This window comes from Cellulomonas sp. P1_G12_2, from assembly GCF_056405535.1.
This window is the reverse complement of sequence record NZ_JBFUBX010000001.1, coordinates 1,135,300-1,161,852: the sequence shown is the minus strand read 5'-3', so window position 1 is coordinate 1,161,852 and position 26,553 is coordinate 1,135,300. Positions and strand designations below refer to the sequence as shown.

The window sequence follows — 26,553 nt, the reverse complement described above, 5'->3', positions numbered from 1 at the left end:
GCCCGCGAGGCGGGCCGACGGTCAGACCGTCCAGGCACCGTCGCGGTGGTACGCCGGCGTGGCCAGCGCGAGGACCAGGAGCGCAGCGACCGAGGCTCCGACCATGACCGCAGCCATGGCGACGGCGTCACCGCCGAGCAGCCCCGACAGCGGGCTCACGAGGCCGGAGACCCCGGCCTGGGTGGCCCCGATGACGGCCGCCGCGGTCCCGGCGACCTCGCCGTGCCTGCTGAGCGCCAGCGCGGAGGCGTTGGGCGGCACGAAGTTGACCATCGCCAGGATGAGCCAGAGCACGACCAGGAGCGCGATCAGCCCGCCCCAGCCGGTGATCGCGATGGCCAGCAGCACGAGCGTCAGCCCCAGCGACACGGGCAGGACGACGCGCACGATCCGGATGGGGGCGACGCGACGCACCAGGGCGGCGTTCACCTGTGCGCCCGCGACGAGTCCGACCCCGTTGACGGCGAACAGCAGGGAGAACTGGTGGGCGGACAGCCCGTACCCCTCGCGGAGCACGAACGGCGACGCGACGACGTAGCTCATCAGCACCGCGACGCCGAGGCCGGGCAGGATGGCGAGCGCGACGAAGTGGCGGTCCCTGAACAGCTTCTTGTACCCCGAGAGCGCGGACTTCAGGCCACCCTGGCGGCGCCGCTCCGGGGGAAGCGTCTCGGGCAGCCGGCGCCACACGACGACCCAGAGGACGACGCCGAAGATCGCCAGCGCCCCGAACACGCCGCGCCATCCCCACTGGCCCGCGATGACTCCGCCGACCGAGGGCGCGAACAGCGGCGCCACCCCGATCACGAGCATGAGCCGGGACATGAGGCGCGAGGCGTCCGCGCCGACGAAGCGGTCCCGGATCACCGCCATCGCGACCACGCTGGCCGACGCGTTGAAGAACCCCTGCATGGTGCGCAGCGCGATGAGCGGCACGATCGCCGGCGCGACCGCGCACAGGATCGACGTCACCACGTGCAGCGACACCCCGACGAGCACCGGCTTGCGGCGGCCGAACCGGTCCGACAGCGGACCGATCACGAGCTGGCCCACGGCACCGCCGATGAGCATCGCGGTCATGGTCAGCTGGGCCGCGGTGGCGGAGGTGTTCAGGTCCCGCGCCACGTCCGGGAGCGACGGCAGGTAGATGTCGGTGGAGATGGCCGGCAGCGCGCACATGAGCCCCAGCAGCAGCACGTACTTGGCGTTGGGGCGGTACTGCGGGGTGGGCGCGGAGTCGACCGTCGGCACCACGCCGGGGGGTACGACGCCCGTGACCGGCACGGGGCCGGTCGGCGCGGGAAGGGTGGGGCGCGAGCTCATCGGAACGATTCTCCCACAAGAAACGAATCGATTCGATCCGGATGTCCGTGATCCCTGGCACGCTGGTCCCCATGTGTGGTCGCTATGCCTCCTTCCGCGAGGACCAGGCGCTGGCCGACGAGTTCGCCATCGCCACGGTTGCGGACGACGTCCGGCTGCTCGGCCCGTCCTGGAACGTCGCCCCGACCGACGGCGTGCGCATGGTCGTCGAGCGTGCCGACAAGGAGACCGGGGAGATCACCCGGCAGCTGCGCGTGGCGCGCTGGGGCCTCGTCCCCTCATGGGCGAAGGACATCTCGGTGGGCAACCGGATGATCAATGCGCGCGTGGAGTCGATCGGGGACAAGCCGGCGTTCGCCCGCCCGTTCGCCGTGCGCCGGGCGCTCCTGCCGGCCGACGGCTACTACGAGTGGAAGAAGCCCGCGCCCGGCGCGGCCAGCAAGCGCAAGCAGCCGTACTACCTGCACCCCGCCGACGGTGACGTGGTGGCGCTCGCCGGCCTGTACGAGTTCTGGAAGGACCCGAGCAAGGCCGACGACGACCCCGCGCGGTGGGTGGTGAGCGCCACGGTCATCACGCGCCCGGCCTCCGACGAGCTCGCGCACATCCACGACCGGCAACCCCTCATGCTCCGGCCCGAGGCGTGGTCGGCCTGGCTGGACCCGGCAGTCGGCGCCGACGGAGCGATGGAGCTGCTCGAGGCCCCGGCACCGGAGATCGTCGCCACCCCGGTCTCGACGGCGGTCAACGCGGTCGCCAACAACGGCCCCTCCTTGGTGGACGAGATCGACCCGGAGGACGAGCCGGCGTAGCGCGCCCTACGCCCCCGCCGCCCGCAACCGCACGGGCGCCACGGACCCGATCCCCGCCAACCGCCGCGCCGGCCGAGGCTCCAGCACGAACCGCGGGTCGGCTGCGAGCACCTCGGCGGTGGAGGCGTCGACCAGCACGGTGCTCGGGTCGGCGATGTCGGTGAGCCGGGCGGCAAGGTTCACGTCGGGGCCGAACACGTCGCCGAACCGCGACAGCACCCGCCCCCAGACCAGCCCGACCCGGACGGGCGTGACACCCCGGGCGCCCTCGAAGAGGCCCCCGGTCGTGGTCTCGCGGTCCACGTCGAGCTCCTTGCCCAACGCGTCCGCCAGGCCGAGCGCGATGAGCGCCCCGGTGGCGGCGCTGTCGGCGACGAAGAGGATCGCGTCGCCGATCGTCTTGACCACGCGCCCCCCGTTCGCGGACACGACGTCGCGCGCGGCTGCCTCGAACCGCTGCACGAACTGCGAGAGGTCGGTGGACCCGAGGCCGGCGGTCCGGCGGGTGAACGAGACCATGTCCGCGAACCCGACGGCGCGGGCGAGCGGGAGCTCGGAGCGGTCGGGGCCGGGGTCGCGGAGCTGGCCGAACTCCCCCGCGTACCGACCGGCGATCGCGGCGAGCTGGCGGCGGTAGGAGTGCACCAGCTGCGCCTCCAGCACGGGCGCCAGGGACGCCAGCCGGTCCAGCACGAGCAGCCGCGCGGAGGTGTCGTCGAGCTCGTACCGCGTCGCCATGTCCTCGACCAGCGCCTCCACCTGCCAGAGCGCGAGGCGGTCGGAGGTGTGGCCGAGCGCGCGGGTGACGGTGATGACCGTGCGCAGGTCGAGCCCGTGCTCGCGGACCAGCGCGGCCGCACGCTCCACGGCCTCGGCGTCGCGCTCGGTGTAGATCGGGTCGTCCGGGTCGGCGTGCGGCAGGCCCATGGTCGTCCAGAACGCGCGGACCACGTCGATCTCGATCCCAGCGCGCTCGGCCAGGTCACGGGCCGTCAGGGTGCGCGGGCCGCCCAGCAGCTCGGCGTCGAGCTCACCCACTGTCGTCTCGAGGAAGTCGAGCTCCTGCGATCGATCGTCCGGCACGGGACGAGGGTAGTTCACGTGGCCGAGCGGACGTGGCGTACGTCACCCGCGAGCACCCGGTGCGGGTCGCCCGCGTCGTCGACGACCACCAGCGCTCCGTCGTCGTCGAGACGCGCGGCGAGACCGCTCACCGAACCGCCGCCGGGCAGCTCGACCCGCACCCGCGTGCCGAGCGTGCTGCAGACGGCCGCGACCTCGTCGGCGAGCCCGGACGCGACCGCGTCGCCGCCGGACTCGCGCCACCGGAGCGCCACCTCCTGCTGCGCCGCGACGAGCGCGACGAGCAGCCCCTCGCGGTCGACGTGCCGCGCACCAGCGAGCGCGAGCGACGTCGCGCTCGGCACCGGGAGCTCGTCGACGGACTGGCTGACGTTGATCCCGATCCCGATCACCACCGCGGGCGGCTGGCCGGCGGGGAGCGGGACCACCTCGGCCAGGATCCCGCCGACCTTGCGCGCGGCCCCCCACCCCTCGACCTCGGTCTCGGCCGGCACCAGCAGGTCGTTGGGCCACTTGAGCGTCGCCGGGACGCCCGCCGTGGCGCGCAGGGCGTTGACGGCTCCGAGGCCGGCCAGCAGCCCGATCCAGCCGAACCGGTCGGCGGGGACCGGGGGGTGGAGAACGAAGCTGCAGGTCAACGCGGTTCCCCGGGGGGTCTCCCACGAGCGCCCCGCGCGCCCGCGGCCCCCTGCCTGGTGCTCCGCGACGAGCACGCTCGCGTCCGGCCACGAGGTCGGGTCGGCGCGCAGCGCGTCGGTGAGGTCGGTGTTCGTGGACTCGGTGACGTCGACCACCTCGACGCGCGTCAGGGGCCCTGCGGGAGCGAGCAGGAGGTCGCGGAGCTCAGCGACGCGCAACGAGGGCATGACGCCCATCTTGACGCCCCTTGTGGGAACCCGACACCCCGACGCGGGCAACGCGGTCATCGCACTGCACGTGCATGGTGGGCATCGACAACTAGCCTCGGTCGGGTGACCGACACCCAGCAGCCCGTCGAGACGGCCCCGCGCACCACCGCCGCCAAGCTGGCGGACCTCGCCTCGCGCTACGAGGCGGGCGCCGCGGCCGAGCAGTCCGCCGTCGACAAGCAGCACGCGCGCGGCAAGCGGTCCGCCCGCGAGCGCATCGAGCACCTCCTCGACCCGGGCTCGTTCACCGAGCTCGACGCGTTCGTCCGGCACCGCTCCACCAACTTCGGCCTGGAGAAGAAGCGGATCGCCGGCGACGGCGTCGTCGTCGGCCACGGGACGGTCGACGGCCGTCCGGTCTGCATCTACTCGCAGGACTTCACCGTCTTCGGCGGCAGCCTGGGCGAGGTGCACGGCCAGAAGATCACGAAGGTCATGGACCTGGCCCTGCGCACGGGCGTCCCGCTGATCGGCATCAGCGACGGCGGCGGGGCGCGCATCCAGGAGGGTGTCGCCGGCCTGACGCAGTTCGCGGAGATCTTCCGGCGCAACGTCGCGGCCTCCGGGGTGATCCCGCAGATCAGCCTCATCCTCGGCCCGTCGGCGGGCGGCGCGGTCTACTCCCCCGCGCTGACCGACTTCATCGTCATGGCCGACGGCACGTCCAACATGTTCATCACCGGCCCCGACGTCATCCGCGCGGTCACCGGCGAGGACGTCGGGTTCGAGGAGCTGGGCGGCGCGACCACGCACAACACCCGCTCCGGCGTCGCGCACTACATGGCCTCCGACGAGGACGACGCGCTCGACTACGTCCGGTCGCTGCTGACCTACCTGCCGCAGAACAACCTCACGGACCCGGTGACGTTCGACCACGAGACGGACCTCGAGGTGAACGAGACCGACGAGGAGCTGGACACCCTCCTGCCCGACTCGGACAACCAGCCGTACGACATGCGCACGGTCCTGGAGCACGTGCTGGACGACGGTGTACTTCTCGAGGTGCAGCCGTTGTACGCCCAGAACGTGCTCATCGGGTTCGGCCACGTGGAAGGCCACCCCGTCGGGATCGTGGCGAACCAGCCGATGTCCATGGCCGGCACGCTCGACATCAACGCCGCCGAGAAGGCCGCCCGCTTCGTGCGCACGTGCGACGCGTTCAACCTCCCCGTGCTCACGTTCGTCGACGTCCCGGGCTTCCTGCCGGGCACCGACCAGGAGTGGAACGGCATCATCCGGCGCGGCGCCAAGCTCATCTACGCCTACGCCGAGGCCACCGTCCCGCTCGTCACCGTCATCACCCGCAAGGCGTACGGTGGCGCGTACATCGTCATGGGCTCCAAGCAGCTCGGTGCCGACGTGAACCTGGCCTGGCCCACCGCGCAGATCGCCGTCATGGGCGCCGGCGGTGCGGTGAACATCCTGCAGCGCGGGGCATTGAAGTCCGTGGCCGAGGCCGGCGGCGACGTCGAGGCGGAGCGCCGACGCCTGACCGCGGAGTACGAGGAGGCGATCGTGAACCCCTGGGACGCCGCCGACCGCGGCTACGTGGACGCGGTGATCGCCCCGGCGAAGACCCGCTCCGAGATCACCAAGGCCCTGCGCCTGCTGCGCACCAAACGCGCCAGCCTCCCCCCGAAGAAGCACGGGAACATCCCCCTATGAGCGAGCACCAGCACGACGAGCACGGCGGGCACGACGACCCGGCGCACGGCCCCGAGCCGCTGGTCGGCATCGACGCCACCGACCTGCACGCCGCCGTCGCAGCGCTCTCCGCTGCCCTGCACGGGTACGTCGACGCCGCGGTGGGCGTCCGCGCCGAGTTCGGCTCGACCGAGGCCGACGAGGACCCGCGCATCCTGGTCCTGGAGTCGGAGATCGGCGGCCTGAACGCGCGGCTGTACGACCTGCTGCACGAGCGCCTGGGCGTGCACGCGGACCTCACGGGCATGTCGTGGGGCGAGGACGAGCACGGCGACGCGGACGCCCCACGCAGCGACGCCGAGATCGACACGTTCCACCTCGGGTTCGTCGTCGGACCTCCGCCCGGCACGTCGGACCTGTCCCTGGAGTCCGTGCTGGACCTGGTCGAGCAGGGGGGTGCCGAGCTGGCGCAGCGCCTGGTCGACGCCGGGTTCGAGGTCGGCGAGTGGGGTGCGTCCCGCGGTGCGGCCGTCGAGTTCGAGGAGGACCTCGAGGAGGCCGACGACGAGGACGACGACGGCGACGTGACGGGGCTGACGTGACGGAGCGCGACGCGCACGTGCAGGTGGTCCGCGGCACGCCGGACGACATGGAGCTCGCGGCACTGGTGGCCGGGCTGATGGCCGCCGCGTCCGAGCGTGCGCGGCTGGCGGAGGTCACCGACCGCGCGGTCGCGGCTCCGTGGGCGGACCGCAGGCGCACCATGCGCGGCTCTCGTGTCGTGCTGCGTCCGGGCCCGGACGTGTGGCGCTGGAGCCTGCGCGGCTGACCCGGAAAGCGCTCCGACCGCGGCGGTACCGACGAGTAGGGTCGTGCGGGTGACAACGACGCCCACCACCCCGAGCGCGCCGGCCGAGCGCGCAGCCTCCCCGATCGACACGATCGCGGAGACCTACATCGCCCAGTACGCGACCCTCGACCCGCTCGGCGCCACCGCCATGGGGATCGCCGGTCACGACGCCGAGATGACCGACCTCTCGCCCGCCGGGCTCGACGCCCGAGGAGCTCTCGCCCGCGACACGCTGCAGATCCTCGACGGCGTGGCCCCGACCGACGAGATCGACGAGATCACGCTCGCCGCCATGCGCGAGCGCCTCGGCCTCGAGGTCGAGCTGCACGAGGCCGGCGAGTTCCTCCGGGACCTCAACAACATCGCCTCGCCCGTGCAGGGCCTGCGCGACATCTTCGACATCATGCCCACGGGCGACGTCGAGGCCTGGTCCAACATCGCCGCCCGCCTCAACGCGCTCCCGGGGGCGGTCGACGGCTACATCGAGTCCCTCCGCCTCGCCGCGAGCACCGGCAACGTCGCCGCCGTGCGGCAGGTCGAGGAGTGCGCCCGCCAGGCCGCCGAGCAGGCCGACCCCGAGAGCTCGTTCTTCACCACGTTCATCACCGGCGAGGCCGTCGACTCCGTGCTCGACGAGTCCGCCGCGTGCTCGCTGGTCCGCGCCGAGCTGGAGCACGGCGCCACCGCCGCGCGCAGCGCCTACGCGACCCTGGCGGCCTTCCTCAAGGACGAGCTCGCCCCGCAGGCCCCGCAGGAGGACGCCGCCGGACGTGCGCGCTACGCCCTGTGGTCCCGCGCGTTCCTCGGTGCCGCCGTCGACCTCGAGGAGACCTACCAGTGGGGGCTCGAGGAGCTCGCCCGCGTGGTGGCCGAGCAGGAGGCCGTCGCCACGCAGATCGCCGGTCCGGGCGCCACGGTCGAGCAGGCCGTCGCCAAGCTCGACGAGGACCCGGCACGCACGCTGCACGGGACGGCAGCGCTGCAGGCCTGGATGCAGGAGACGTCCGACGCGGCTATCGACGCCCTCAACGGCACGCACTTCGACATCCCTGTCCCCGTGCTCACACTCGAGTGCAAGATCGCCCCGACGCAGAGCGGTGGCATCTACTACACCGGTCCCAGCGACGACTTCAGCCGCCCGGGCCGCATGTGGTGGTCCGTGCCGCCGGAGGTCACCACGTTCAACACGTGGCGCGAGAAGACGACCGTCTACCACGAGGGTGTCCCGGGGCATCACCTCCAGGTGGGGCAGGCCGTGTTCGAGCGCGCGACGCTCAACACGTGGCGCAGGCTGGCCTGCTGGACGTCGGGCCACGGCGAGGGCTGGGCCCTGTACGCCGAGCGCCTGATGGCCGACCTGGGCTTCCTCGACGACCCGGGCGACCGGCTCGGCATGCTCGACGGCCAGCGCATGCGGGCGGCCCGCGTGGTCTTCGACCTGGGCGTGCACCTCGGTCTGGAGGCCCCCGAGGAGTGGGGCGGCGGCACGTGGGACGCCGACAAGGGCTGGGAGTTCCTCAAGGCCAACGTGAACATGCCCGAGGCGTTCATCCGCTTCGAGTGGAACCGGTACCTGGGCTGGCCCGGTCAGGCTCCCTCGTACAAGATCGGCCAGCGCCTCTGGGAGCAGACGCGCGACGCCGCTGCGGCGAAGGCCGAGGCCGCCGGTGAGGAGTTCGACATCCGCGCGTTCCACGCCCGGGCGCTGAGCATGGGCTCGCTGCCGCTGGACGTGCTGAAGACCGCGTTCGCGGGCTGACGACCGACGACGAAGGGCCGGTGGCATGCGCCACCGGCCCTTCGTGCGTCTGTCGCGTCAGACGATGAGCGTGGAGCCGTACTTGGCGAGGACCGCGACGGCCAGCAGGACGATGAGCGCGGCGGTGACGAACCAGTCGTTGCCGTGCGCCACGAACCGGCGAGCGGCCGGTCCCCACCGACCCGGGAAGGTGATCACTCCTTCGCGTACGTTCAGCCGGGTCAGCCCGGCCCACACCAGCGTCGTCGTCACGGTGATGAGCAAGCACCACGGGCACAGGGCCTTGATGACGAAGAACGCCTCGAAGAACAGCCACCAGGCGAAGAGGAAGCCGAGCGTGTAGATCGCCTGCGCGCAGAGCATGTACCAGCGCGGGAACCGGACGCCGCCGGCGATGGCCACCGCCACGGTGATCACCACGGCCTCGGCGGCGATGCCGAGGTACGCGTTGGGGAAGCCGAACAGCTGCGCCTGCCAGCTCCTGGCGACCGTGCCGCAGCTGATGACCGAGTTGAAGTCGCACGCGAAGGTGGCGTTCTTGTCCGCCGCGAGCGCCAGTGCCTCGATGGAGAGCACGAACGACGCCAGCAGCCCGAAGAGGCCCGAGACGGCCATCTCGATCGCGGTGCGCGTCCGCCACGTCTGGCTCGGGGGCTCGAGCAGGTCGGGGTCGGGATCGACCTCGAGCTCGTCGAGCTCGTCGAACTCGTCGACGGCGACGTCGCCCACCTCGCTCGACGGCCTCGTCGTGTCAGCCACGGTGTCTCCTTGCGTCCCTCGTGGTCCCGGACCGGCGGTACCGCCCGCCGCGCCCGACCACCCGCGCGCCCATTGTGCCTCGCGGAACTGTGCCACGACCCAGGACCTTCGGACGACCGACGAACTAGGCTCCCCACCCGTGACCCGTCTGCTGCTCGCCTCCGCCTCCCCCGCCCGCCGCGCCACCCTGCTCGCCGCGGGGATCGACCCGCTGGTCGCCGTGTCGGACGTCGACGAGGACGCGGCGCTCGCCGCGGCCACGGCCCGGTTCGGGGCGCTCGACCCGGCCGACGCGGTGCTCCTGCTGGCGCAGGCGAAGGTCGAGGACGTGTCCCGGAACCTGCCCGAGGAGCTCGAGGACGCCGACGACCTGCTGCTGCTCGGCTGCGACTCGATGCTCGAGCTGGACGGCCAGATCTTCGGCAAGCCCGCGGACGCCGCCGAGGCGACGGCCCGGTGGCGGGTGATGCGCGGGCGGTCCGGCGTGCTGCACACGGGGCACTGGCTCATGGACGAGCGGGACGTGCCGGCGATGCTCGGGGCGACGTCGTCGACCACCGTGACCTTCGCCGCGCTGTCCGACGAGGAGATCGACGCCTACGTCGCTACGGGCGAGCCTCTGTCCGTGGCGGGTGCGTTCACGGTCGACGGCCTCGGCGGCCCGTTCGTGGATCGGATCGAGGGCGACCACCACGGCGTCGTCGGGCTGAGCCTGCCCCTGCTGCGCGAGCTGCTCGGCGAGGTCGGAGTGACCATCCCGAGCCTCTGGAACAAGTCCTGACCTAGGTCCCAGGGAGGACCCTGGGGGCCACGTCACGATGTTCACGTGAGCCAGCCCGCAAGGTTCACCGGGTCCGGGTAGGCCGGGACCGCCCAGGGCACCCAAGGACTCATCATGTCGACCGTCTCGAACCCCCGCTTCGTCCGCCTCGCCGGACTCCTCTCGATCATCGCCGGCGCGGTCTTCCTCGTCGCCGGCGCCGTCACCTGGAGCCAGGTGTCCAGCCACCTCGCCGCAGAGAACATCACGGTCTCCGACGACGCAGCCGCCTTCGGTGGCGAGGCAGTGAACACCCCGTGGGAGGCGTTCGCCCAGGCGGACATCATCAACCACCACGCTCTGACCGCGACCGACGGCAAGACCTACGCCGAGCTGGACAAGGAAGACCCGCTGCGCGCCGTCGCGATGAACGGCTCGTTCCTCCGCGCCTCGCTCTTCACCTCGGTGGTGGCCTTCGGTGTCGCCGCCCTGGTCATGGGCATCGGCGTCGTCTTCGGCCTCATCGGCTTCGCACTGCGCCAGGTGGCGCCGGCCACCGCCGCCGTCGTCAAGGACGACAACGCGCTCGCCGCGGTCTGACGACCTCACCGCACACCGAGAGAGCCCGGTCCCCCAGGGGGCCGGGCTCTCTCGCGCTTGTGCCCACCGGACAACCGCGCAGCCGCAGAGCGGTCATCGCGCCCGCGTCGCCTGAGGATCCCTACAAACGACCGCCCTAGACGGTTGGCCGGATCGACAATCTTGGTGAGGCACGGGCGACGGGCGAGGGTCCGGAACGCCCCGGGCGTTACGGTGAGCCGTGCCCGCCATCTCCAAGGTCCTCATCGCCAACCGCGGTGAGATCGCCGTCCGCATCGCCCGAGCCTGTCGCGACGCCCGGATCGGCTCTGTCGCCGTCTACGCCGACACCGACCGGGAGGCGCTGCACGTGCGCGTCGCCGACGAGGCGTTCGCGCTGAATGGTGCTCGCGCGGCCGAGACGTACCTGGACATCGACAAGCTGCTCGACGTCGCCCGGCGCTCCGGTGCCGACGCCGTGCACCCCGGCTACGGGTTCCTGGCGGAGAACGCCGGCTTCGCCCAGGCGGTGCTGGACGCCGGCCTGGTCTGGATCGGTCCCCCGCCGTCGGCCATCGACGCCCTCGGGGACAAGGTCAGCGCGCGGCACATCGCCCAGCGTGCGGGTGCCCCGCTGGTCGCCGGCACCTCCGACCCGGTGGCCGGCGTCGAGGAGATCCACGCGTTCGTCGCCGAGCACGGCCTGCCCGTCGCCATCAAGGCGGCGTTCGGCGGTGGCGGCCGCGGCCTGAAGGTGGCCCGCGAGTCGGGTGAGATCGACGAGATGTTCGAGTCGGCCACCCGGGAGGCCGTCGCGGCGTTCGGGCGCGGCGAGTGCTTCGTCGAGCGGTACCTCGACCGACCGCGCCACGTGGAGACGCAGTGCCTGGCGGACCAGCACGGCACGGTCGTCGTGGTCTCCACGCGCGACTGCTCGCTGCAGCGCCGGCACCAGAAGCTCGTCGAGGAAGCACCCGCACCCTTCCTGACGGACGCGCAGAACACCCAGCTGATCGAGTCGTCGAAGGCGATCCTGCGCGAGGCCGGCTACGTCGGCGCCGGCACGTGCGAGTTCCTCGTCGCGGCCGACGGCACCATCTCGTTCCTCGAGGTGAACACGCGCCTGCAGGTCGAGCACCCGGTCACCGAGGAGATCAGCGGCATCGACCTGGTCCGCGAGCAGCTGCGCATCGCCGCCGGCGAGCCCCTGGGCTACGACCACGTGGAGACGCGCGGCCACTCGATCGAGTTCCGGATCAACGGCGAGGACCCGGGCGCGGGCTTCCTGCCGGCGCCGGGGCGGATCGCCACGCTGCGGTTCCCCTCCGGCCCGGGGGTCCGCGTCGACTCCGGCGTGGTCGAGGGCGACAGCGTGTCCGGGCTGTTCGACTCGATGATCGCCAAGCTCGTCGTCACCGGCGCCGACCGCCCGCAGGCCCTCGCCCGTGCCCGTCGCGCCCTCGCCGAGCTCGAGGTCGTCGGCATCCCGACGGTCGTCCCGTTCCACCGCGCGGTCCTGGACGCCGAGGCCTTCGCGCCCGCCGACCCGGCGCAGCCGTTCTCGGTGCACACCCGCTGGATCGAGACGGAGTTCGCGGAGACCGTCGCGGCCCTCGCCCCCGCCGCCCCGCAGGAGGAGGACGACGAACCCGCGGCGCTGGAGCGCGTCGTCGTCGAGGTCGGCGGCAAGCGGCTCGAGGTCGTGCTGCCCGCGGCGCTCGCGCTGGGCCGCGGCCCGAGCGGTCCCGGTCGCGGCTCCAGCGGACCGGGCGCGCGCCGTCCGGTGCGCCGGACCGCCCGCACCAACGGAGGCAGCAACGGCACCACGCTCGCCTCGCCGATGCAGGGCACGATCGTCAAGGTCGCCGTGGCCGAGGGCGCGCTCGTGGCCGAGGGCGACCTCGTCGTCGTGCTCGAGGCCATGAAGATGGAGCAGCCGCTGGTCGCGCACCGCGCCGGAACCGTGACGGCCCTGACCGCGGGCGTCGGGTCGAGCGTGAGTGCCGGCACCGCCATCTGCGAGATCGTCGGCTGACGATCCACCACCCACGACTCCCCGGCGACGGCTGGGTGGAGTGCGCCTGCGGGCGCCGGCACTGGGGCCTGCACGGTGCGGCGGGGCTGCTGCTCGTCCGGCGGGACGCCGAGGGGAAACCGCTGGCCGTGGTGCTGCAGCACCGAGCGCTGTGGAGCGACCAGGGCGGCACGTGGGGGGTACCCGGCGGCGCGCGGATGCCCGGCGAGACCGCCGAGGACGCCGCCCTGCGCGAGGCGGAGGAGGAGGCGGGCATCGACCGCCAGGGCGTCCGGCTGCGCGAGTCGCGGGTGCTCCAGCACCCCGACTGGTCCTACACCACGGTGATCGCCGACGAGATCCTCCCGATCCACCCCGCGGTCACGGACGCGGAGAGCGTCGAGCTGAGGTGGGTCCCGCTCGACCAGGTGCCCGCCCTGCCCCTCCTGCCCGCGTTCGCCGACGCGTGGCCGCGGCTGCGTGAGCGGATCGAGGCGCTCGGCGGTCGGTGAGCCGCGTCACAGCACCGGCTGGCGGGACACTGTCGCGCCCGGTGCGTCCGCAGGGGTAGTGTCCGGGCGGTGAGGTAAGCCTGTCCTCATCTGACCCAGAGTCAGCCCCCTGCACCCGGAAGCGTTCATGGTCGCCAACTACCTCATCGGTCTGCGCGAGGGCCTCGAAGCCGCACTCGTCGTCAGCATCCTCGTCGCGTACCTGGTCAAGTCCGGGCGCCGCGAGCAGCTGCCGGCGCTGTGGGCCGGGGTCGGGGTCGCGATCGGGGCGTCGCTGGTGTTCGGGGCCATCCTCACGTTCGGCCCGTCCGGGCTGTCGTTCGAGGCGCAGGAGGCCATCGGCGGCACGCTCTCGATCGTCGCGGTCGGCCTGGTGACGTGGATGATCTTCTGGATGGCCCGCACCGCGCGGCACATGAAGGCCGACCTGCACCACAAGCTCGACGACGCGCTCGGCGCCGGCAAGCGCGCCGTGCTCGTGGTCGCGATGCTCGCCGTCGGGCGCGAGGGCCTGGAGACCGCCCTGTTCCTGTGGGCCAGCGCGCAGGCGACCAGCGGCACCGCCGTGAACACCGGCCCGAACTTCGCGCCGCTCGTCGGTGCCGCCCTGGGCCTCGGCACCGCGGTGCTCGCCGGGTGGCTGATCTACCGCGGCGCGCTCAAGCTCAACCTCCGCGTGTTCTTCGCCTGGACCGGGCTGTTCCTCGTCGTGGTCGCCGCGGGCGTGCTGGCCTACGGCGTGCACGACCTCCAGGAGGCCGGGATCCTGCCCGGCCTGAACACCCTCGCCTTCGACGTCTCGGCGACGATCCCGCCCAGCAGCTGGTACGGCTCGCTGCTCAAGGGCGTCTTCAACTTCTCGCCGGCCACGACCGTGCTCCAGGCGGTCGCCTGGACCGCCTACCTCCTGCCGACGATGTACTTCTTCATCCGCACCACGTGGGGCTCTGCGCCCGCCCGCCCGTCGGCACCCGCCGTCGCGCCGGCCGTGCGCGCCACCGCCGCCTGATCTCGCTGCCGCACCACCCCGCCAGTTCTTCTCCGAGGAGACCCATGTCCCGCCGCACCACCACCGTCGCCGCCGCCCTGGCCGCGCTCGTCCTCCCGCTCGTGGCGGCCTGCGTGCCCAACGGCACCGCGGAGCCGGGCGCGTCGGGCAGTGCGGGGGTGCTCACGGTGACCTCGACCGCCGACACCTGCGACGTGTCCGCGACCGAGGCCGACTCCGGGACGGTCCGCTTCTCCGTGACCAACGCGGGCGACGACGTCACCGAGTTCTACCTGCTCGGCGAGGACGGCCTGCGGGTCGTCGCCGAGGTCGAGAACGTCGGCCCCGGCCTCTCGCGCGACCTCATCGCGCAGGTCAAGCCCGGCACGTACTACACCTCCTGCAAGCCGGGCATGGTGGGCGACGGCATCCGCGCCGAGTTCACCGTGAACGACTCGGGCGTCGAGGTGGGCCCGACGGGTGACACCGCCGACCAGCTGGCCGCTGCCGAGGCCTCCTACGTCGCGTACGTGAAGGACCAGGTCGGCGCACTCATCGCCGGCACGCAGGCCTTCGCCGACGCCTACACCGCGGGCGACGACGAGACCGCGAAGTCGCTGTACGCGGACACCCGCGCGCACTGGGAGCGCGTCGAGCCCGTGGCCGAGTCGTTCGGCGACCTCGACCCGCTGCTCGACCTGCGCGAGGCGGACGTCGAGGAAGGCGCCGCGTGGAGCGGCTGGCACCTCATCGAGAAGGACCTCTGGCAGCCCGCCCCGGACGCGAACGGTGGCGTGACGTACGTGCCGCTCACGCCCGAGCAGCGCGACGCCGCCGCGGCGGACCTGGTGACGTCCACCCAGCAGCTGGTCGACGAGGTGAACGCCCCCGACTTCGCGTTCGAGGCGTTCCAGATCGCCAACGGCGCCAAGGAGCTGCTCGACGAGGTCGCCACCGGCAAGGTCACCGGCGAGGAGGAGATCTGGTCGCACACCGACCTGTGGGACTTCCAGGCCAACGTCGACGGCGCGCGCGTCGGGTACGAGGTGCTCGCGGACATCGTCGAGGCCGAGGACCCCGACCTGGCGGAGACGCTGACCACCCGCTTCGCCGAGATCGACGCGCTGCTCGCCGAGCAGGGCTCGCTCGAGGACGGCTTCACGTACTACGACCAGCTCACCGACGCGCAGGTGAAGGAGCTGGCCGCGGCGGTCGACGCCCTGTCCGAGCCCCTGTCGCGGCTCACCGCCACGGTCACGGGCGCCTGACCTTGGCCTCCCCCACCGACCCGCACGACCAGCCGGGCGGACCTCGCCTGTCGCGGCGTGCCGTGCTCGGCCTGGGCGGCGGCCTGGCCGCAGCCGGGGTCGCCGTCGGCCTCGGGGTCGGGCGTGCGACGGCGCCGGAGTCGTCGGCGGCCGTCACGGCCGCGGGCACCTACCCGTTCACGGGGGCTCACCAGGCCGGCATCGTCACGCCCGCGCAGGACCGGCTCTACCTCGCCGCGTTCGACCTCACGACGACCTCGCGCGACGAGCTGGTCGAGCTGCTGCGCCGGTGGACCACGATCGCCGCGCGGCTGACCCAGGGCCTCTCGGCCGGGCCGTTCGGCCCCGCGTCGGGACCGTACGACGCACCGCCCGACGACACCGGCGAGGCCGCCGACCTGTCCCCCGCGGGCCTGACGATCACGTTCGGGTTCGGGCGGTCGCTGTTCGTCGGCACCCCCGGCCCCGACGGCACGCCCGGCGAGGACCGCTTCGGCCTCGCGGACCGGCTGCCCGGCGGGCTCGTCGCACTGCCGCACTTCGCGGCCGACGACCTCGACCCCGCGCGCAGCGACGGCGACCTCGTGGTGCAGGCGTGCGCCGACGACCCGCAGATCGCTGTGCACGCCATCCGGAACCTCTCGCGGGCGGCGTTCGGCACCGCGACGATCCGCTGGACCCAGCTGGGCTACGGCCGGACCTCGTCCACGAGCACCGCGCAGCGGACCCCGCGCAACCTGTTCGGGTTCAAGGACGGCACCGCCAACGTCAAGGCGGAGGAGACGGACGCGCTCGAGGAGCACGTGTGGGTGCCCGCGAGCGCGGCAGCTGCGGACGACACCGACTCGGCGTGGCTCACCGGCGGTTCGTACCTGGTGGCGCGGCGGATCCGGATGCGGATCGAGACGTGGGACCGCACCTCGCTGCGCGAGCAGGAGAACCTGGTCGGCCGCACCAAGGGCGAGGGCGCTCCCCTGTCCGGCGGCACCGAGTTCACCGATCCCGACTTCGCCGCCCAGGGCCGCGGCGGCGCACCCCTCATCGCGGTCGACTCGCACGTCCGACTGGCCCACCCGGACTTCAACGACGGGGTGCGGCTGCTGCGGCGCGGCTACAACTTCACGGACGGGAACGACTCGCTCGGGCGCCTCGACGCCGGGCTGTTCTTCCTCGCGTTCGTGCGCGACCCCCGCACGCACTTCATCCCGATGCAGACCACGCTGTCGAGCAACGACACGCTCATGGAGTACCTCACTCACACGGGGTCCGGCCTGTTCGCGGTGCCCCCGGGCATCCCCGAGGGCGCGCTGGTCACCGGCCAGGACGGCACGCCGGTGACGACCGACGAGAGCCCGTTCGTGGGGCAGCAGCTGTTCGCCTGACGGCCCCGGTAGTCTCGCGCGCGTGACGACCACCCCACCCGCCGGCACGCCCGTCCGCACCCCGCCCGACGCCGGCACCCCGACGCGCGTGTGGCTCGTCGCCCTGCTCACCGTGCTGTGCCTCGAGCTCGTCCGCGCCAGCGGCCCCCTCCTGGACCGCGCCTTCGCGGCCGGCGTGGTCGAGGCCGCGGTGACCGCGCTCGGCGCGTACGCCGCCGCGGGGGCCGTCGCCGCGCTGCTCCTGCTCGCGGCACGCCGCACGTCCGGCACTCCCGACGCCCGCACCCTGCTGGTCGGCGCCGGGGCGCTCGCCGTGCTGCGGCTGGTCGTCCAGGCGCTCGACGGCGAGGCGCTGTTCGTCGTGGGACTCGTGGCGGTCGCCGTGGCGGTCGCCGTGCTCACTCTCGCGGTCGCGTTCGTCGCCGGGCGTCCCGCGGGTGGTCGCGAAGCGGCGATCGGGCTGGTCCTGGGCTGCGGCCTGTCGGTCGGGCTCCAGCTGGTGCTCGGGACCTGGGACGCCGTGTGGCGCGACGGGTGGACCGGCTGGGTGGTCGCCGTGGTCCTCGCGGTCGGGGTCGTGGTGACGGCCCGCGGGCTGGTCGCGTTCACCGCGTCGACGTCGTCGGAGGCGACCGGGCGGCCCCGGCGGCTCTGGGTGCTGGGCCTGTTCCTCGCGCTCGCCGCGATGATCGTCGCCAACCCCGCGTTCGTCGCCTCGCAGACCGGCGTGGCCCTCGGCTGGGCGGGCCTGGTCGTCGTCGCCGCGAACAGCCTCGGCGCCCTGTCCCTGCTCCGGCCCGACCCGTGGCCGGCCGCCGTCCGCGTGGGTGCCGCCGTCCTGCTGGTCGCCGGCGTCGGGTGCGCGCTCTGGCTCACGGGCATCGCCGCGCTGACGGCCGTCGTCGTCCTGCAGCTCTCCCTCGGCATCGTGCTCTCAGCCGCCCTCAGCGCCCACCGACCGGCGGCGCGCGGGATCACCCGGACGGCCGCGGCGACGCTGGTCGTCGGCCTCGGCACGATCGGTCCGCTGCTGCTCTACATGCTCGACTACGACGTCCCGCTGCCGGTCGACAACGTCTGGGTGATGGTGCTCGCCGCGCTCGGCCTGGCCCTGTCCGGCCTGCGCCGGCGCACCCCCGGCGCGGTGCCCGCACTGACGAGTCCGGACCGGCTGCCCCGGCGGATGAGCTCCGTCCGGCTGCTCGTCCTGCCCGCGCTGGTCCTGGCCGCGCTCGGGCTCGTGCCGTCGACGACGAGCACCACCGGCGCCGACGTGCCGGCACGCGCGGCCGACGAGCCGCTCACGCTCATGGACTGGAACCTGCACTACGGCGTCTCGCCGCTCACCGCCGTCGACCTCGAAGGCATCGCGGCGACGATCGAGGCGGAGGACCCGGACGTCGTCACCCTGCAGGAGGTCAACCGCGGCTGGGTGTTCGGGGGCGGCACCGACATGGCGACGTGGCTCGCGCACCGGCTCGGGATGACCGTCCACTTCTCGCCGGCGGCCGACCACCAGTTCGGCAACGCGGTGCTCGCGCGGTCCGAGCTCACGGACTCCGTCGTCCACGCGCTCCCGTACGGAGCCGGCCCGCAGAGCCGGTCCGCCCTGTCGACCACCCTGACGACGGCCGACGGGACGGCCCTGCGCGTGACCTCGATCCACACGCAGCACCGGGAGGCCAACACCCCGACGCGGCTCGAGCAGCTGCAGGCGCTGGCCGACGCCGAGCCGGTCACGCCGCCCGCGCTGCTCGCCGGAGACCTCAACGCCGAACCGGGCTGGCCGGAGATCGAGCTGCTCGAGTCCGCGGGGTGGGTCCCGGCGGAGTCCGAGCTGCTCACGTCACCCGCGGACGACCCCGCACACAAGATCGACTGGGTGTTCGGACAGGGCGTGAGCTTCGGCACGACCACGGTCTCGATCACCACCCACTCAGACCACCGCCCCGTCGTCGCCGAGTTCACTATCGACTGAGGCCGGTCCCGTCGACTCCCGCACCACGAGCTCGACCCCGAGATGCACGGTCCCGTCGGGCATGCTCGCGCGCAGGTCGGCGCCGTGGATGAGCTGGAGCAGCAGCTCGGCGGCCGCCCGTCCCTTGCCGGCGGTGTCCTGCCGGATCGTCGACAGGCTCGGGCTGACGTAGCGGGCGATGTCGGCGTCGTCGAACCCGAGCACGGACACGTCCTGCGGCACCCGGAGGCCGGCCCGGACCAGCCCCGCCTGGACACCCGCGGCCAGCACGTCGGCCGTCGCGAACACCGCAGTCACGTCCGGGTGCTCGCGCGCGATGCGCTCCCCGGCCGCCAGCCCGTCCTCGTAGGTGGTGTTGGCGTGGAGCGTGACCGGGTCCGCTCCGAGCGCGCCGCGCAGACCCTCGAGCCGAGCCGCGACGACCTGGCTGCGAGCATCCACCGGGCCGCAGAACAGCACGTGCCGGTGGCCGAGCGCGCGCAGGTGCTCCCCCGCCAGCCGCCCGCCGTCGACGTCGTCGGCGCGCACGGCGCCGGCGTGCCCGTCGCCCACCGAGGCGTCGATGACGACCGCCGGGACGTCGTCGGGGATGGCCAGCGACCGCAGCTCGTCGTCCGTGAAGCCCATGACGACCACGCCGTCGAGGTTCCACCGCTGCACCGAGTCCTGCACCTCCCGGGTGCTCTCGACGGCGCGCAGCATGAGGTGGTGGTCCCGCTCGCGCAGTGCCGCCTCGAGCGCGCCGGCGACGCTGACGTCGTGCGGGCTGCCCAGCAGGGCCGTGCCGTCCTGGCGTGCGGGCAGGAGCAGCCCCACCAGGCGGGTGCGACCGGCGGCCAGGCTCTGCGCGGCGCCGCTGGGCACGTAGCCGCGCTCCTCCACGATCCGCTCGACGGTCGCGGCCGTGGCGGGTGACACGCGGCCGAGGTTCCCGTTGACCACGTTGGACACGGTCATCACGGAGACCCCCGCCTCACGGGCGATGTCCTTGAGCGTGACGCGCGGCACCCGGTCCTCCTTCGGCTCTTGACGCCGGATCCTATCTGCGTTTAGCGTTAAACGTATAGCGCTAAACCTTCGTGGACGACGCCGTCCACCCCCCGAACGAGGAGCGACGATGACGTCTTCCGGCAAGGCAGCCGCGCTCGGCTTCGCGGCCGCGCTCAGCCTCGGCACGCTGGCCGCCTGCAGCACCCCGAACGATGAGCCCTCCGACGGCACGGTCGCCATCCAGGTGGCCATGGACACCGGGCTCGACGCACCCGCGATCGCGGCGTTCGACGCCCGCATCGAGCAGTTCGAGAAGGCGAACCCCGGCATCAGCGTCGAGCACGTGGAGTACACGTGGGACGCGACGACCTTCGCGGCCGGGCTCGCGGGTGGCACGCTGCCCGACGTGTTCCCCGTCCCGTTCACCGACGGGCGCGGGCTGATCGCCCACGAGCAGATCGCGGACGTGAGCGCCCTCGTCGCCGAGCTGCCCTACGCCGACAGGTACAACCCGCACGTGTCCCAGGCGGGCGAGGACGAGGACGGCGACATCTGGGCGATCCCGATCGCCGCGTACAGCCAGGGCCTGCACTACAACCGCGCGCTGTTCACGCAGGCCGGGCTCGACCCGGACGACCCGCCGAGCACGTGGGACGAGGTGCGGCAGGACGCCAAGGCGATCGCGGACGCCACCGGCCAGGCCGGGTACGCGACGATGACCCAGAGCAACACCGGCGGCTGGATCCTCACCACGCTGGTGAACGCGATGGGCGGCTCGGTCGAGGAGTTCGACGGTTCCGCGGCCACCGCGACGATCGACACCCCGGAGATGCGGTCGGCGCTCGACTACCTGCGGACCCTGCGCTGGACGGACGGCTCGATGGGCTCGAACTTCCTCTACGACTGGGGCGGCATCAACCAGGCGTTCGCGTCGGGCCAGATCGGCATGTACGTCTCGGGCGGCGGCAACTACGGCAACCTGTTCACGCAGAACGCCCTCGACCCGTCGGTGTACGGCTTGACGGTCCTCCCGCTGGAGGGTGCCGACGCCGGGGTGCTCGGTGGCGGGACGCTCGCGGCGGTGAACGCCAAGGCCACCGAGGCCGAGCAGGCCGCCGCGGTGAAGTGGATCGACTTCTACTACATGCAGAAGCTGTTCGACGAGGAGGCCGCGGTGCTCGACGCGCAGACCTCCGCGGCCGCCGACCAGCCCGTCGGCGCCCCGCAGCTGCCCGTGTTCGACCAGGCCACGTACGCCGAGCAGCAGTCCTGGATCGCGGAGTACGTCAACGTGCCCCTCGAGCAGATGACCGGCTACACCGACCACGTGTTCGAGCAGCCGCTCCTGGCCGAGCCCGCCCGGTCGACGCAGGACCTCTACACCCCCCCCCCCCCCCCCCCCCCCCACCACTGCCCGTTTGTCCCCCGCACCACCCGAGAGGACCCTCGATCACATGACGCCCCGGAAGCCCCTGCCCTCCCGCCCGGTGGCGGACCCTCGCGCGGTGGTCCTGGGACCGCAGTTCCGGATCACGGTGCTCACCGCCGGGCTCGTGCGGCTCGAGCACTGTGCGGACGGCGTGTTCGAGGACCGCGCGTCGACGTTCGCCCTGAACCGCGAGCTGCCGGTGCCGGACTTCCGGGTGATCGAGTCCGACTCCCACGTCGAGGTCCTCACCGACCGGTTGCACCTCGTGTACGACCGCGGTCCGTTCTCCACCAGCGGCCTGAGCGTCTCGGTGCTCGGCGGCGTCAGCGCGTACCACTCGGTGTGGCGGTATGGCGACGACTCCCCCGACTCCGTCGGCCTCGGCGGCACCGCCCGCACGCTGGACCTGGCCGACGGCGCCATCCCGCTCGAGCCCGGCATCGTGTCCCGGCAGGGCTACGCGGTGCTCGACGACTCCCGGTCGATGGTGTTCGACGACGAGGGCTGGGTGGCACCCCGCGACGGGTCCCGGACCGACCTGTACGTGTTCGCGTACGGCCACGACTACCGCGAGGCGCTGCAGGCGTTCTACGCGGTCTCCGGCCCGACGCCCGTGCTCCCCCGGTTCGCCCTGGGCAACTGGTGGAGCCGATTCCACCGGTACACCACCGACAGCTACTCGGCCCTCCTCGACCGCTTCGGCGCCGAGGGCATCCCGTTCAGCGTCGCCGTCATCGACATGGACTGGCACGTCACCGACGTCGACCCCGAGATCGGCAGCGGCTGGACCGGCTACACGTGGAACCGGTCGCTGTTCCCCGACCCCGCCGCATTCCTGTCGGCCCTGCACGACCGCGGCCTGCGCGTGACGCTCAACGTGCACCCCGCCGACGGCGTCCGCACGCACGAGGAGGCCCACCCGGCGATGGCCGCCGCGCTCGGCCGCTCGCCGCACGACCCGATCCCGTTCGACGTCACCGACCGGGAGTTCCTCGACGCCTACTTCGACGTGCTGCACCGCGGGCTGGAGGCGGACGGCGTCGACTTCTGGTGGCTCGACTGGCAGTCCGGCCCGCACTCGCGCGTCGCCGGGATCGACCCGCTGTGGATGCTCAACCACTTCCACTTCCTCGACAACGCGCGCGAGGGCCGTCGGCCCCTCACGTTCTCCCGGTACGCCGGCCCCGGCAGCCACCGCTACCCGGTCGGGTTCAGCGGCGACACCGTCATCTCGTGGGCCTCGCTGGCGTTCCAGCCGTACTTCACCGCCACCGCCTCGAACATCGGCTACGGCTGGTGGAGCCACGACATCGGCGGCCACATGTTCGGCGGCAAGGACGACGAGCTGGCCACACGCTGGCTCCAGCTCGGGGTGTTCTCGCCGATCCTGCGCCTGCACTCGGGGGCCAACGCGTTCACCGCCAAGGAGCCGTGGACCTTCGAGCCGGCCGCGCGCGCCGTGATGACCGAGCACCTGCGGCTGCGCCACCGGCTCGTGCCCTACCTGCACACGATGAACCACCGCGCCGCGATCGAGGGGCGCCCCCTGGTCGAGCCGCTCTACCACGCGTGGCCCTCGGAGGCCGAGGCGTACGAAAAGCCGAACCAGTTCCTGTTCGGCAGCGAGCTCGTGGTCGCGCCGCTGACCAGCCCGGCCGACCTGCGCACCCGCCTGGCCTCCGTGCGCGCCTGGCTCCCGGCCGGGACGTGGGTGGACGTGTTCACCGGCCTGGTCTACGACGGGGGCCGCGAGCTCCTGCTCCACCGCGACCTGTCGACCATCCCCGTGCTTGCACCGGCCGGCGCGATCGTGCCTCTGGACGGCGCCGAGGTGCCCGGCAACGACCCGGTGAACCCGTCGAGCCTCGAGGTCCTCGTCGTCGTCGGCGCGGACGGCTCGTTCACACTGGTCGAGGACGACGGCTCCGCCTCCGGCACCGCCTCGACCCCGCTCTCGTTCTCGCAGAGCACCGGCACGTTCACCGCCGGCCCCGCGGTCGGCGCACTGGACTGCCTGCCCGCCACCCGGTCGTGGACGGTGACGTTCCTGTCGTTCGACGGCACACCGTCGGTCAGCGGAGGCACAGTGCGTCGCGCTGACGGCCGGGTCTCGATCACGGTCGACGACGTCCCCGTAGACGCGACCCTCACCGTCACCGTCGGTCCGGACCCGCAGCTGTCGGCGAACGACGTCGCGGCGCGCCTGTTCGCCCTCCTGGACCGCGCGCAGATCAGCTACGACCTCAAGACGCGCATCCACCAGATCGCGACGTCCGACGCCCCCCTGACGGTCCGGGCCTCGCACCTGCAGTCGCTCGGGCTGGACCCTGCGCTGGGCACCGCGGTCGGCGAGCTGCTCCTGGCCCGCTCCTGACGGCCGACCGAGCCGTGAGTGGCGTCGCGAGAGCTGTGAACGTCACTCGGGCTCGCTCGACACCGCAGAGGGTTCAGGACCGCCCGAGCCGACAAGCTGCGCGAACGGGGCGAGCGCTGCGTCGTCGAACAGGACGAACCGCACCAGCTCCACGCCGCCGTTCGCGGTCGCGTCCCATCCACGCACCGCTGTGATCGCGACCTCCGCGACATCGCGAGGCGACCAGCCGTAGCTTCCGGCACTCACCGCGGGAAACGCGACGGATCGCGCGCCGAGCCCCGCCGCGACGTCGAGCGACCGCGTGAAGCACGACGCGAGCCGAGCGGGATCACGGTCGCCGCGGTTCCAGTTCGGTCCGACCGTGTGGATGACCCATCGGGCGGGGAGCCGCCCCGCGCCAGTGGCCACGGCCTCCCCCACCGGCACACCGTCGGGGAACGAGAGCCGGCGGACCCGTCGGCACTCGGCGAGAAGCTCGGGACCCGCTGCGGCGTGGATCTTCCCGTCGACGCCGCCGCCCCCGACCATCAAGGAGTTCGCGGCGTTCACGACGGCATCGACGTGCTGCCGCGTGATGTCCCCACGACAGGCTTCGATCCACATGCACCTATGGTGCCGCAACGCCAATCCCGGCTTGTCGACCAGGACCGACGCCGACCATGTGGTCATGAACGCGGAACGACCGCAGAACGGAGCCAACGACATGGTCGACGGCCGGATCAGTCCCTGGGTCAGTGGTCGGACCGACCCTCCGGTGCGCTCCGGGTCAGTCCTCCGCGCGGTGGTGGAGGATGCGGGCAACCTCGGCGATCGTGCCCGACATCGACGGGTAGACCGTGGCGGTCTCGGCCAGCTGGTCGGTGGTCAGGCGGTGGGTCACGGCCACGGTCAGCGGGTAGATCGACTCGCTGGCGCGGGGTCCGACCACCACGGCACCGAGCACGGTCCCGGTGGCGGCGTGGGCGAAGATCTTGATGAACCCGTCGCGGACGCCCAGCATCTTGGCGCGCGGGTTGCGCGCCAGCGGCAGCATGCTCACCGAGTACTTGACGCCCTGCTCCTGCAGCCGCGCCTCCGACGAGCCGACGGTGGCGATCTCGGGTGAGGTGAAGATGTTCGCGGACACCCCGCGCAGCGACAGCGGCTTCACGGCGTCGCCGAGCGCGTGCGCCATCGCGAGCCGGCCCTGCATGGCGGCCACCGACGCGAGCGGCAGGACGCCGGTCACGTCACCTGCGGCGTAGATGCCGCGGACGTTGGTGCGGGAGACCTTGTCCACCTCGATGTGCCCGGACGGGGTGAGCCGCACGCCCGCCTCCTCCAGGCCGAGGCCGCTCGAGGTCGGGATCGAGCCGACCGCGAACAGCACGTGCGACCCCTCGATGACTCGGCCGTCGGACAGGGTCACCTCGACGCCGTCGGCGGTGCGGCGCGCGCCGGCGGCACGGGAACGGGACATCACCGTCATGCCGCGGGTCTTGAACACGTCCTCGAGCAGCTGGGCGGCGTCGGCGTCCTCACCGGGCAGCACGCGGTCGCGGCTGGACACGAGCACCACGTCGGCGCCCAGCGAGGTGTACGCACCGGCGAACTCGGCACCCGTCACGCCCGACCCGACGACGATCAGACGCTTCGGCAGCGCGTTCAGGTCGTACAGCTGGGTCCACGTGAGGATGCGCTCGCCGTCCGGACGGGCCTCGTCGAGGGTGCGCGGCGTGGCCCCCGTGGAGACGAGCACGACGTCGGCGTCGAGCGTGAGGTCGTCGTCGCCCTGCGGGGTGGTCACGACGACCTTCGACGGGCCCTCGAGGTGGCCGTGCCCGATCACGATCTTCACGCCCTCGCGCTCGAGGCGGGCGCGGATGTCGGCGGACTGCGCGGCCGCGAGCGCCTTGACTCGCGTGTTGACCGCGGCGAGGTCGATGCGGTGCCGCAGCTGCTCGAGCGTGCCGCCGACCGCGCCGGACAGGAGCGTGCCGTCGAGCCGGATGCCCAGCTCGGGGGCGCGGTCCGCGATGGTCATCCACTCGGCGGTCGCGATGAGGGTCTTGGACGGGACCACGTCGGTGAGCACGGCAGCGCCGCCCATGCCGGCCGCCTCGACGACGGTCACGTCCGCACCGAGCCGACGGCCGACGAGGGCCGCCTCGTAGCCTCCTGGTCCGCCGCCGATGATGACGACGCGGGGTGCGGCCGATTCCTGCGCGGGGGTGCTCACGGTCACCCATTCTGCCGGTCCGGCGGCGAGCGGCCAGGCGGGCGGGGGGCGTTAGCCTTCGACCATGAGCGACGTCACACCCGTCCCCGACCTCGACGACCCCGCGACCGACCCGTTCGACGTCGCCCGCGCCGCCGCCGCGTACATCGCCCAGGCGACCGGCGTGGAACGCCACCACGTCGCCCTCGTGCTCGGGTCGGGCTGGGGTGGCGCCGCCGAGCTGCTGGGCGAGACGGTCGCCGAGCTGCCCAGCCACGACGTCCCGGGCTTCGCCGCGCCGGCCGTCGTCGGGCACGTCGGCACCATCCGGTCGATCCGCATCGAGGGCACCGACCGCCACGCCCTGGTGCTCGGGTCCCGCACCCACCTGTACGAGGGCCGCGGGGTCCGGCGTGTGGTGCACGGGGTCCGGACCGCCGCCGCGGCGGGCGCGTCGACCGTGGTGCTCACCAACGGCTGCGGGGGGCTCAACCCCGCGTGGGGCCCCGGCACCCCGGTGCTCATCAGCGACCACCTCAACCTCACCGCCACCTCTCCGCTCGAGGGTGCGACGTTCGTCGACCTCACGGACCTCTACAGCGCACGGCTGCGCGGCGTCGCGCGGGAGGTGGACGCGTCGCTGGACGAGGGCGTCTACGTGCAGTTCCGCGGCCCGCACTACGAGACCCCCGCCGAGGTCCGGATGGCCGGGACGCTCGGCGGCGACCTGGTCGGCATGTCGACGACGATCGAGGCCATCGCCGCGCGGCACGCCGGTCTCGAGGTGCTCGGCATCTCCCTGGTCACCAACCTCGCGGCCGGCATCAGCGCGGAGCCCCTCTCCCACGAGGAGGTCCTCGAGGCCGGTCGCGCGGCCGGTCCGCGGATCAGCGACCTGCTCGCGCGGGTGGTCCGTCGCCTCTAGGTGCAGGAGGCCCCGCGGC

Annotated in this window: 23 protein-coding genes and 1 pseudogene; 16 read left to right on the top strand and 8 right to left on the bottom strand. The window is 73.0% G+C overall.

Annotation, left to right across the window (positions count from 1 at the left end):
• Nucleotides 1-21: 21 nt before the first annotated feature.
• On the bottom strand, nucleotides 22-1,323 hold the full coding sequence (locus AC1DXT_RS05575; RefSeq protein WP_477060347.1) for a multidrug effflux MFS transporter: 1,302 nt from the start codon (nucleotides 1,321-1,323) through the stop codon (nucleotides 22-24).
• A gap of 71 nt (nucleotides 1,324-1,394) precedes the next feature.
• Between AC1DXT_RS05575 and AC1DXT_RS05570 the strand changes: the two genes are divergently transcribed.
• Nucleotides 1,395-2,135: an SOS response-associated peptidase gene (locus AC1DXT_RS05570; RefSeq protein WP_477060346.1), complete on the top strand. Its 741-nt coding sequence runs from the start codon at nucleotides 1,395-1,397 to the stop codon at nucleotides 2,133-2,135.
• A 6-nt stretch (nucleotides 2,136-2,141) separates the two neighbouring features.
• On the opposite strand, the gene AC1DXT_RS05565 is transcribed toward AC1DXT_RS05570, so the two are convergent.
• Together AC1DXT_RS05565 and AC1DXT_RS05560 are read right to left on the bottom strand one after the other, a co-directional pair.
• A complete protein-coding gene (locus tag AC1DXT_RS05565) occupies nucleotides 2,142-3,218 on the bottom strand; it encodes an adenylate/guanylate cyclase domain-containing protein (RefSeq protein ID WP_477060345.1) in 1,077 nt (358 codons plus the stop codon).
• A gap of 14 nt (nucleotides 3,219-3,232) precedes the next feature.
• Nucleotides 3,233-4,084 carry a biotin--[acetyl-CoA-carboxylase] ligase gene (locus AC1DXT_RS05560; RefSeq protein ID WP_477060344.1) on the bottom strand — a complete coding sequence of 284 codons (852 nt, stop codon included), beginning with the start codon at nucleotides 4,082-4,084 and terminating at the stop codon, nucleotides 3,233-3,235.
• Between the two features lie 105 nt (nucleotides 4,085-4,189).
• Between AC1DXT_RS05560 and AC1DXT_RS05555 the strand changes: the two genes are divergently transcribed.
• The 4 genes from AC1DXT_RS05555 to AC1DXT_RS05540 are packed head-to-tail and all read left to right on the top strand — an operon-like array spanning nucleotide 4,190 to nucleotide 8,379.
• On the top strand, nucleotides 4,190-5,791 hold the full coding sequence (locus AC1DXT_RS05555) for an acyl-CoA carboxylase subunit beta (RefSeq protein ID WP_477060343.1): 1,602 nt from the start codon (nucleotides 4,190-4,192) through the stop codon (nucleotides 5,789-5,791).
• On the top strand, nucleotides 5,788-6,372 hold the full coding sequence (locus AC1DXT_RS05550; RefSeq protein WP_477060342.1) for a hypothetical protein: 585 nt from the start codon (nucleotides 5,788-5,790) through the stop codon (nucleotides 6,370-6,372). The genes AC1DXT_RS05555 and AC1DXT_RS05550 overlap by 4 nt, the downstream gene beginning before the upstream one ends.
• On the top strand, nucleotides 6,369-6,599 hold the full coding sequence (locus tag AC1DXT_RS05545; protein WP_477060341.1) for an acyl-CoA carboxylase subunit epsilon: 231 nt from the start codon (nucleotides 6,369-6,371) through the stop codon (nucleotides 6,597-6,599). Before AC1DXT_RS05550 ends, AC1DXT_RS05545 begins: the two co-directional genes overlap by 4 nt.
• 49 nt (nucleotides 6,600-6,648) lie before the next feature.
• A complete protein-coding gene (locus AC1DXT_RS05540) occupies nucleotides 6,649-8,379 on the top strand; it encodes a DUF885 domain-containing protein (RefSeq protein WP_477060340.1) in 1,731 nt (576 codons plus the stop codon).
• 57 nt (nucleotides 8,380-8,436) lie between these two features.
• Here the strand turns inward: AC1DXT_RS05540 and AC1DXT_RS05535 are convergent, their stop codons facing one another.
• On the bottom strand, nucleotides 8,437-9,138 hold the full coding sequence (locus AC1DXT_RS05535; protein ID WP_477060339.1) for a vitamin K epoxide reductase family protein: 702 nt from the start codon (nucleotides 9,136-9,138) through the stop codon (nucleotides 8,437-8,439).
• A 139-nt stretch (nucleotides 9,139-9,277) separates the two neighbouring features.
• Between AC1DXT_RS05535 and AC1DXT_RS05530 the strand changes: the two genes are divergently transcribed.
• From AC1DXT_RS05530 to AC1DXT_RS05495, 8 genes are all read left to right on the top strand, one after another.
• Nucleotides 9,278-9,919: a Maf family protein gene (locus AC1DXT_RS05530; protein WP_477060338.1), complete on the top strand. Its 642-nt coding sequence runs from the start codon at nucleotides 9,278-9,280 to the stop codon at nucleotides 9,917-9,919.
• Between the two features lie 114 nt (nucleotides 9,920-10,033).
• Nucleotides 10,034-10,498: an aromatic ring-opening dioxygenase LigA gene (locus AC1DXT_RS05525; RefSeq protein ID WP_477060337.1), complete on the top strand. Its 465-nt coding sequence runs from the start codon at nucleotides 10,034-10,036 to the stop codon at nucleotides 10,496-10,498.
• Nucleotides 10,499-10,718: 220 nt separating this feature from the next.
• On the top strand, nucleotides 10,719-12,512 hold the full coding sequence (locus AC1DXT_RS05520) for an acetyl/propionyl/methylcrotonyl-CoA carboxylase subunit alpha (protein ID WP_477060336.1): 1,794 nt from the start codon (nucleotides 10,719-10,721) through the stop codon (nucleotides 12,510-12,512).
• A 35-nt stretch (nucleotides 12,513-12,547) separates the two neighbouring features.
• Nucleotides 12,548-13,003, top strand: a complete 456-nt coding sequence (locus AC1DXT_RS05515; RefSeq protein WP_477060335.1) for an NUDIX domain-containing protein — start codon at nucleotides 12,548-12,550, stop codon at nucleotides 13,001-13,003.
• 127 nt (nucleotides 13,004-13,130) lie between these two features.
• Nucleotides 13,131-14,012: an iron uptake transporter permease EfeU gene (gene efeU / locus AC1DXT_RS05510; protein ID WP_477060334.1), complete on the top strand. Its 882-nt coding sequence runs from the start codon at nucleotides 13,131-13,133 to the stop codon at nucleotides 14,010-14,012.
• A gap of 44 nt (nucleotides 14,013-14,056) precedes the next feature.
• The gene (gene efeO, locus AC1DXT_RS05505; protein WP_477060333.1) at nucleotides 14,057-15,259 is read left to right on the top strand and encodes an iron uptake system protein EfeO; all 1,203 of its coding nucleotides are present in this window, start codon (nucleotides 14,057-14,059) and stop codon (nucleotides 15,257-15,259) included.
• Between the two features lie 2 nt (nucleotides 15,260-15,261).
• On the top strand, nucleotides 15,262-16,641 hold the full coding sequence (efeB, locus tag AC1DXT_RS05500) for an iron uptake transporter deferrochelatase/peroxidase subunit (RefSeq protein WP_477060332.1): 1,380 nt from the start codon (nucleotides 15,262-15,264) through the stop codon (nucleotides 16,639-16,641).
• Between the two features lie 22 nt (nucleotides 16,642-16,663).
• Nucleotides 16,664-18,619, top strand: a complete 1,956-nt coding sequence (locus AC1DXT_RS05495; protein WP_477060331.1) for an endonuclease/exonuclease/phosphatase family protein — start codon at nucleotides 16,664-16,666, stop codon at nucleotides 18,617-18,619.
• Here AC1DXT_RS05495 and AC1DXT_RS05490 read toward each other — a convergent pair.
• The gene (locus AC1DXT_RS05490; protein ID WP_477060330.1) at nucleotides 18,578-19,627 is read right to left on the bottom strand and encodes a LacI family DNA-binding transcriptional regulator; all 1,050 of its coding nucleotides are present in this window, start codon (nucleotides 19,625-19,627) and stop codon (nucleotides 18,578-18,580) included. The genes AC1DXT_RS05495 and AC1DXT_RS05490 overlap by 42 nt on opposite strands.
• A 109-nt stretch (nucleotides 19,628-19,736) precedes the next feature.
• Here AC1DXT_RS05490 and AC1DXT_RS05485 point away from each other — a divergent pair.
• Nucleotides 19,737-20,693: pseudogene (locus tag AC1DXT_RS05485) on the top strand (ABC transporter substrate-binding protein); the annotation flags it as partial.
• A 56-nt stretch (nucleotides 20,694-20,749) separates the two neighbouring features.
• On the opposite strand, the gene AC1DXT_RS05480 reads toward AC1DXT_RS05485, so the two are convergent.
• The gene (locus AC1DXT_RS05480) at nucleotides 20,750-20,899 is read right to left on the bottom strand and encodes a hypothetical protein (protein ID WP_477060329.1); all 150 of its coding nucleotides are present in this window, start codon (nucleotides 20,897-20,899) and stop codon (nucleotides 20,750-20,752) included.
• Nucleotides 20,900-21,063: 164 nt separating this feature from the next.
• Here AC1DXT_RS05480 and AC1DXT_RS05475 point away from each other — a divergent pair, with 164 nt between their 5' ends.
• Nucleotides 21,064-23,412, top strand: a complete 2,349-nt coding sequence (locus tag AC1DXT_RS05475; RefSeq protein ID WP_477060328.1) for a glycoside hydrolase family 31 protein — start codon at nucleotides 21,064-21,066, stop codon at nucleotides 23,410-23,412.
• Nucleotides 23,413-23,454: 42 nt separating this feature from the next.
• On the opposite strand, the gene AC1DXT_RS05470 is transcribed toward AC1DXT_RS05475, so the two are convergent.
• Nucleotides 23,455-24,015 carry an O-acetyl-ADP-ribose deacetylase gene (locus tag AC1DXT_RS05470; RefSeq protein ID WP_477060327.1) on the bottom strand — a complete coding sequence of 187 codons (561 nt, stop codon included), beginning with the start codon at nucleotides 24,013-24,015 and terminating at the stop codon, nucleotides 23,455-23,457.
• 163 nt (nucleotides 24,016-24,178) lie between these two features.
• Nucleotides 24,179-25,636: an NAD(P)H-quinone dehydrogenase gene (locus AC1DXT_RS05465; RefSeq protein WP_477060326.1), complete on the bottom strand. Its 1,458-nt coding sequence runs from the start codon at nucleotides 25,634-25,636 to the stop codon at nucleotides 24,179-24,181.
• 58 nt (nucleotides 25,637-25,694) lie between these two features.
• Between AC1DXT_RS05465 and AC1DXT_RS05460 the strand changes: the two genes are divergently transcribed.
• A complete protein-coding gene (locus tag AC1DXT_RS05460) occupies nucleotides 25,695-26,534 on the top strand; it encodes a purine-nucleoside phosphorylase (RefSeq protein ID WP_477060325.1) in 840 nt (279 codons plus the stop codon).
• Nucleotides 26,535-26,553 lie beyond the last annotated feature (19 nt).

What these genes read in the sequence shown, in the direction of transcription:
- AC1DXT_RS05575 (WP_477060347.1), bottom strand. Translation starts at nt 1,323, where the DNA reads ATGAGCTCGCGCCCCACCCTTCCCGCGCCGACCGGCCCCGTGCCGGTC.
- AC1DXT_RS05470 (WP_477060327.1), bottom strand. Translation starts at nt 24,015, where the DNA reads ATGTGGATCGAAGCCTGTCGTGGGGACATCACGCGGCAGCACGTCGAT.
- AC1DXT_RS05525 (WP_477060337.1), top strand. Translation starts at nt 10,034, where the DNA reads ATGTCGACCGTCTCGAACCCCCGCTTCGTCCGCCTCGCCGGACTCCTC.
- AC1DXT_RS05460 (WP_477060325.1), top strand. Translation starts at nt 25,695, where the DNA reads ATGAGCGACGTCACACCCGTCCCCGACCTCGACGACCCCGCGACCGAC.
- AC1DXT_RS05550 (WP_477060342.1), top strand. Translation starts at nt 5,788, where the DNA reads ATGAGCGAGCACCAGCACGACGAGCACGGCGGGCACGACGACCCGGCG.
- AC1DXT_RS05570 (WP_477060346.1), top strand. Translation starts at nt 1,395, where the DNA reads ATGTGTGGTCGCTATGCCTCCTTCCGCGAGGACCAGGCGCTGGCCGAC.
- AC1DXT_RS05560 (WP_477060344.1), bottom strand. Translation starts at nt 4,084, where the DNA reads ATGCCCTCGTTGCGCGTCGCTGAGCTCCGCGACCTCCTGCTCGCTCCC.
- efeO (WP_477060333.1), top strand. Translation starts at nt 14,057, where the DNA reads ATGTCCCGCCGCACCACCACCGTCGCCGCCGCCCTGGCCGCGCTCGTC.
- AC1DXT_RS05475 (WP_477060328.1), top strand. Translation starts at nt 21,064, where the DNA reads ATGACGCCCCGGAAGCCCCTGCCCTCCCGCCCGGTGGCGGACCCTCGC.
- efeU (WP_477060334.1), top strand. Translation starts at nt 13,131, where the DNA reads ATGGTCGCCAACTACCTCATCGGTCTGCGCGAGGGCCTCGAAGCCGCA.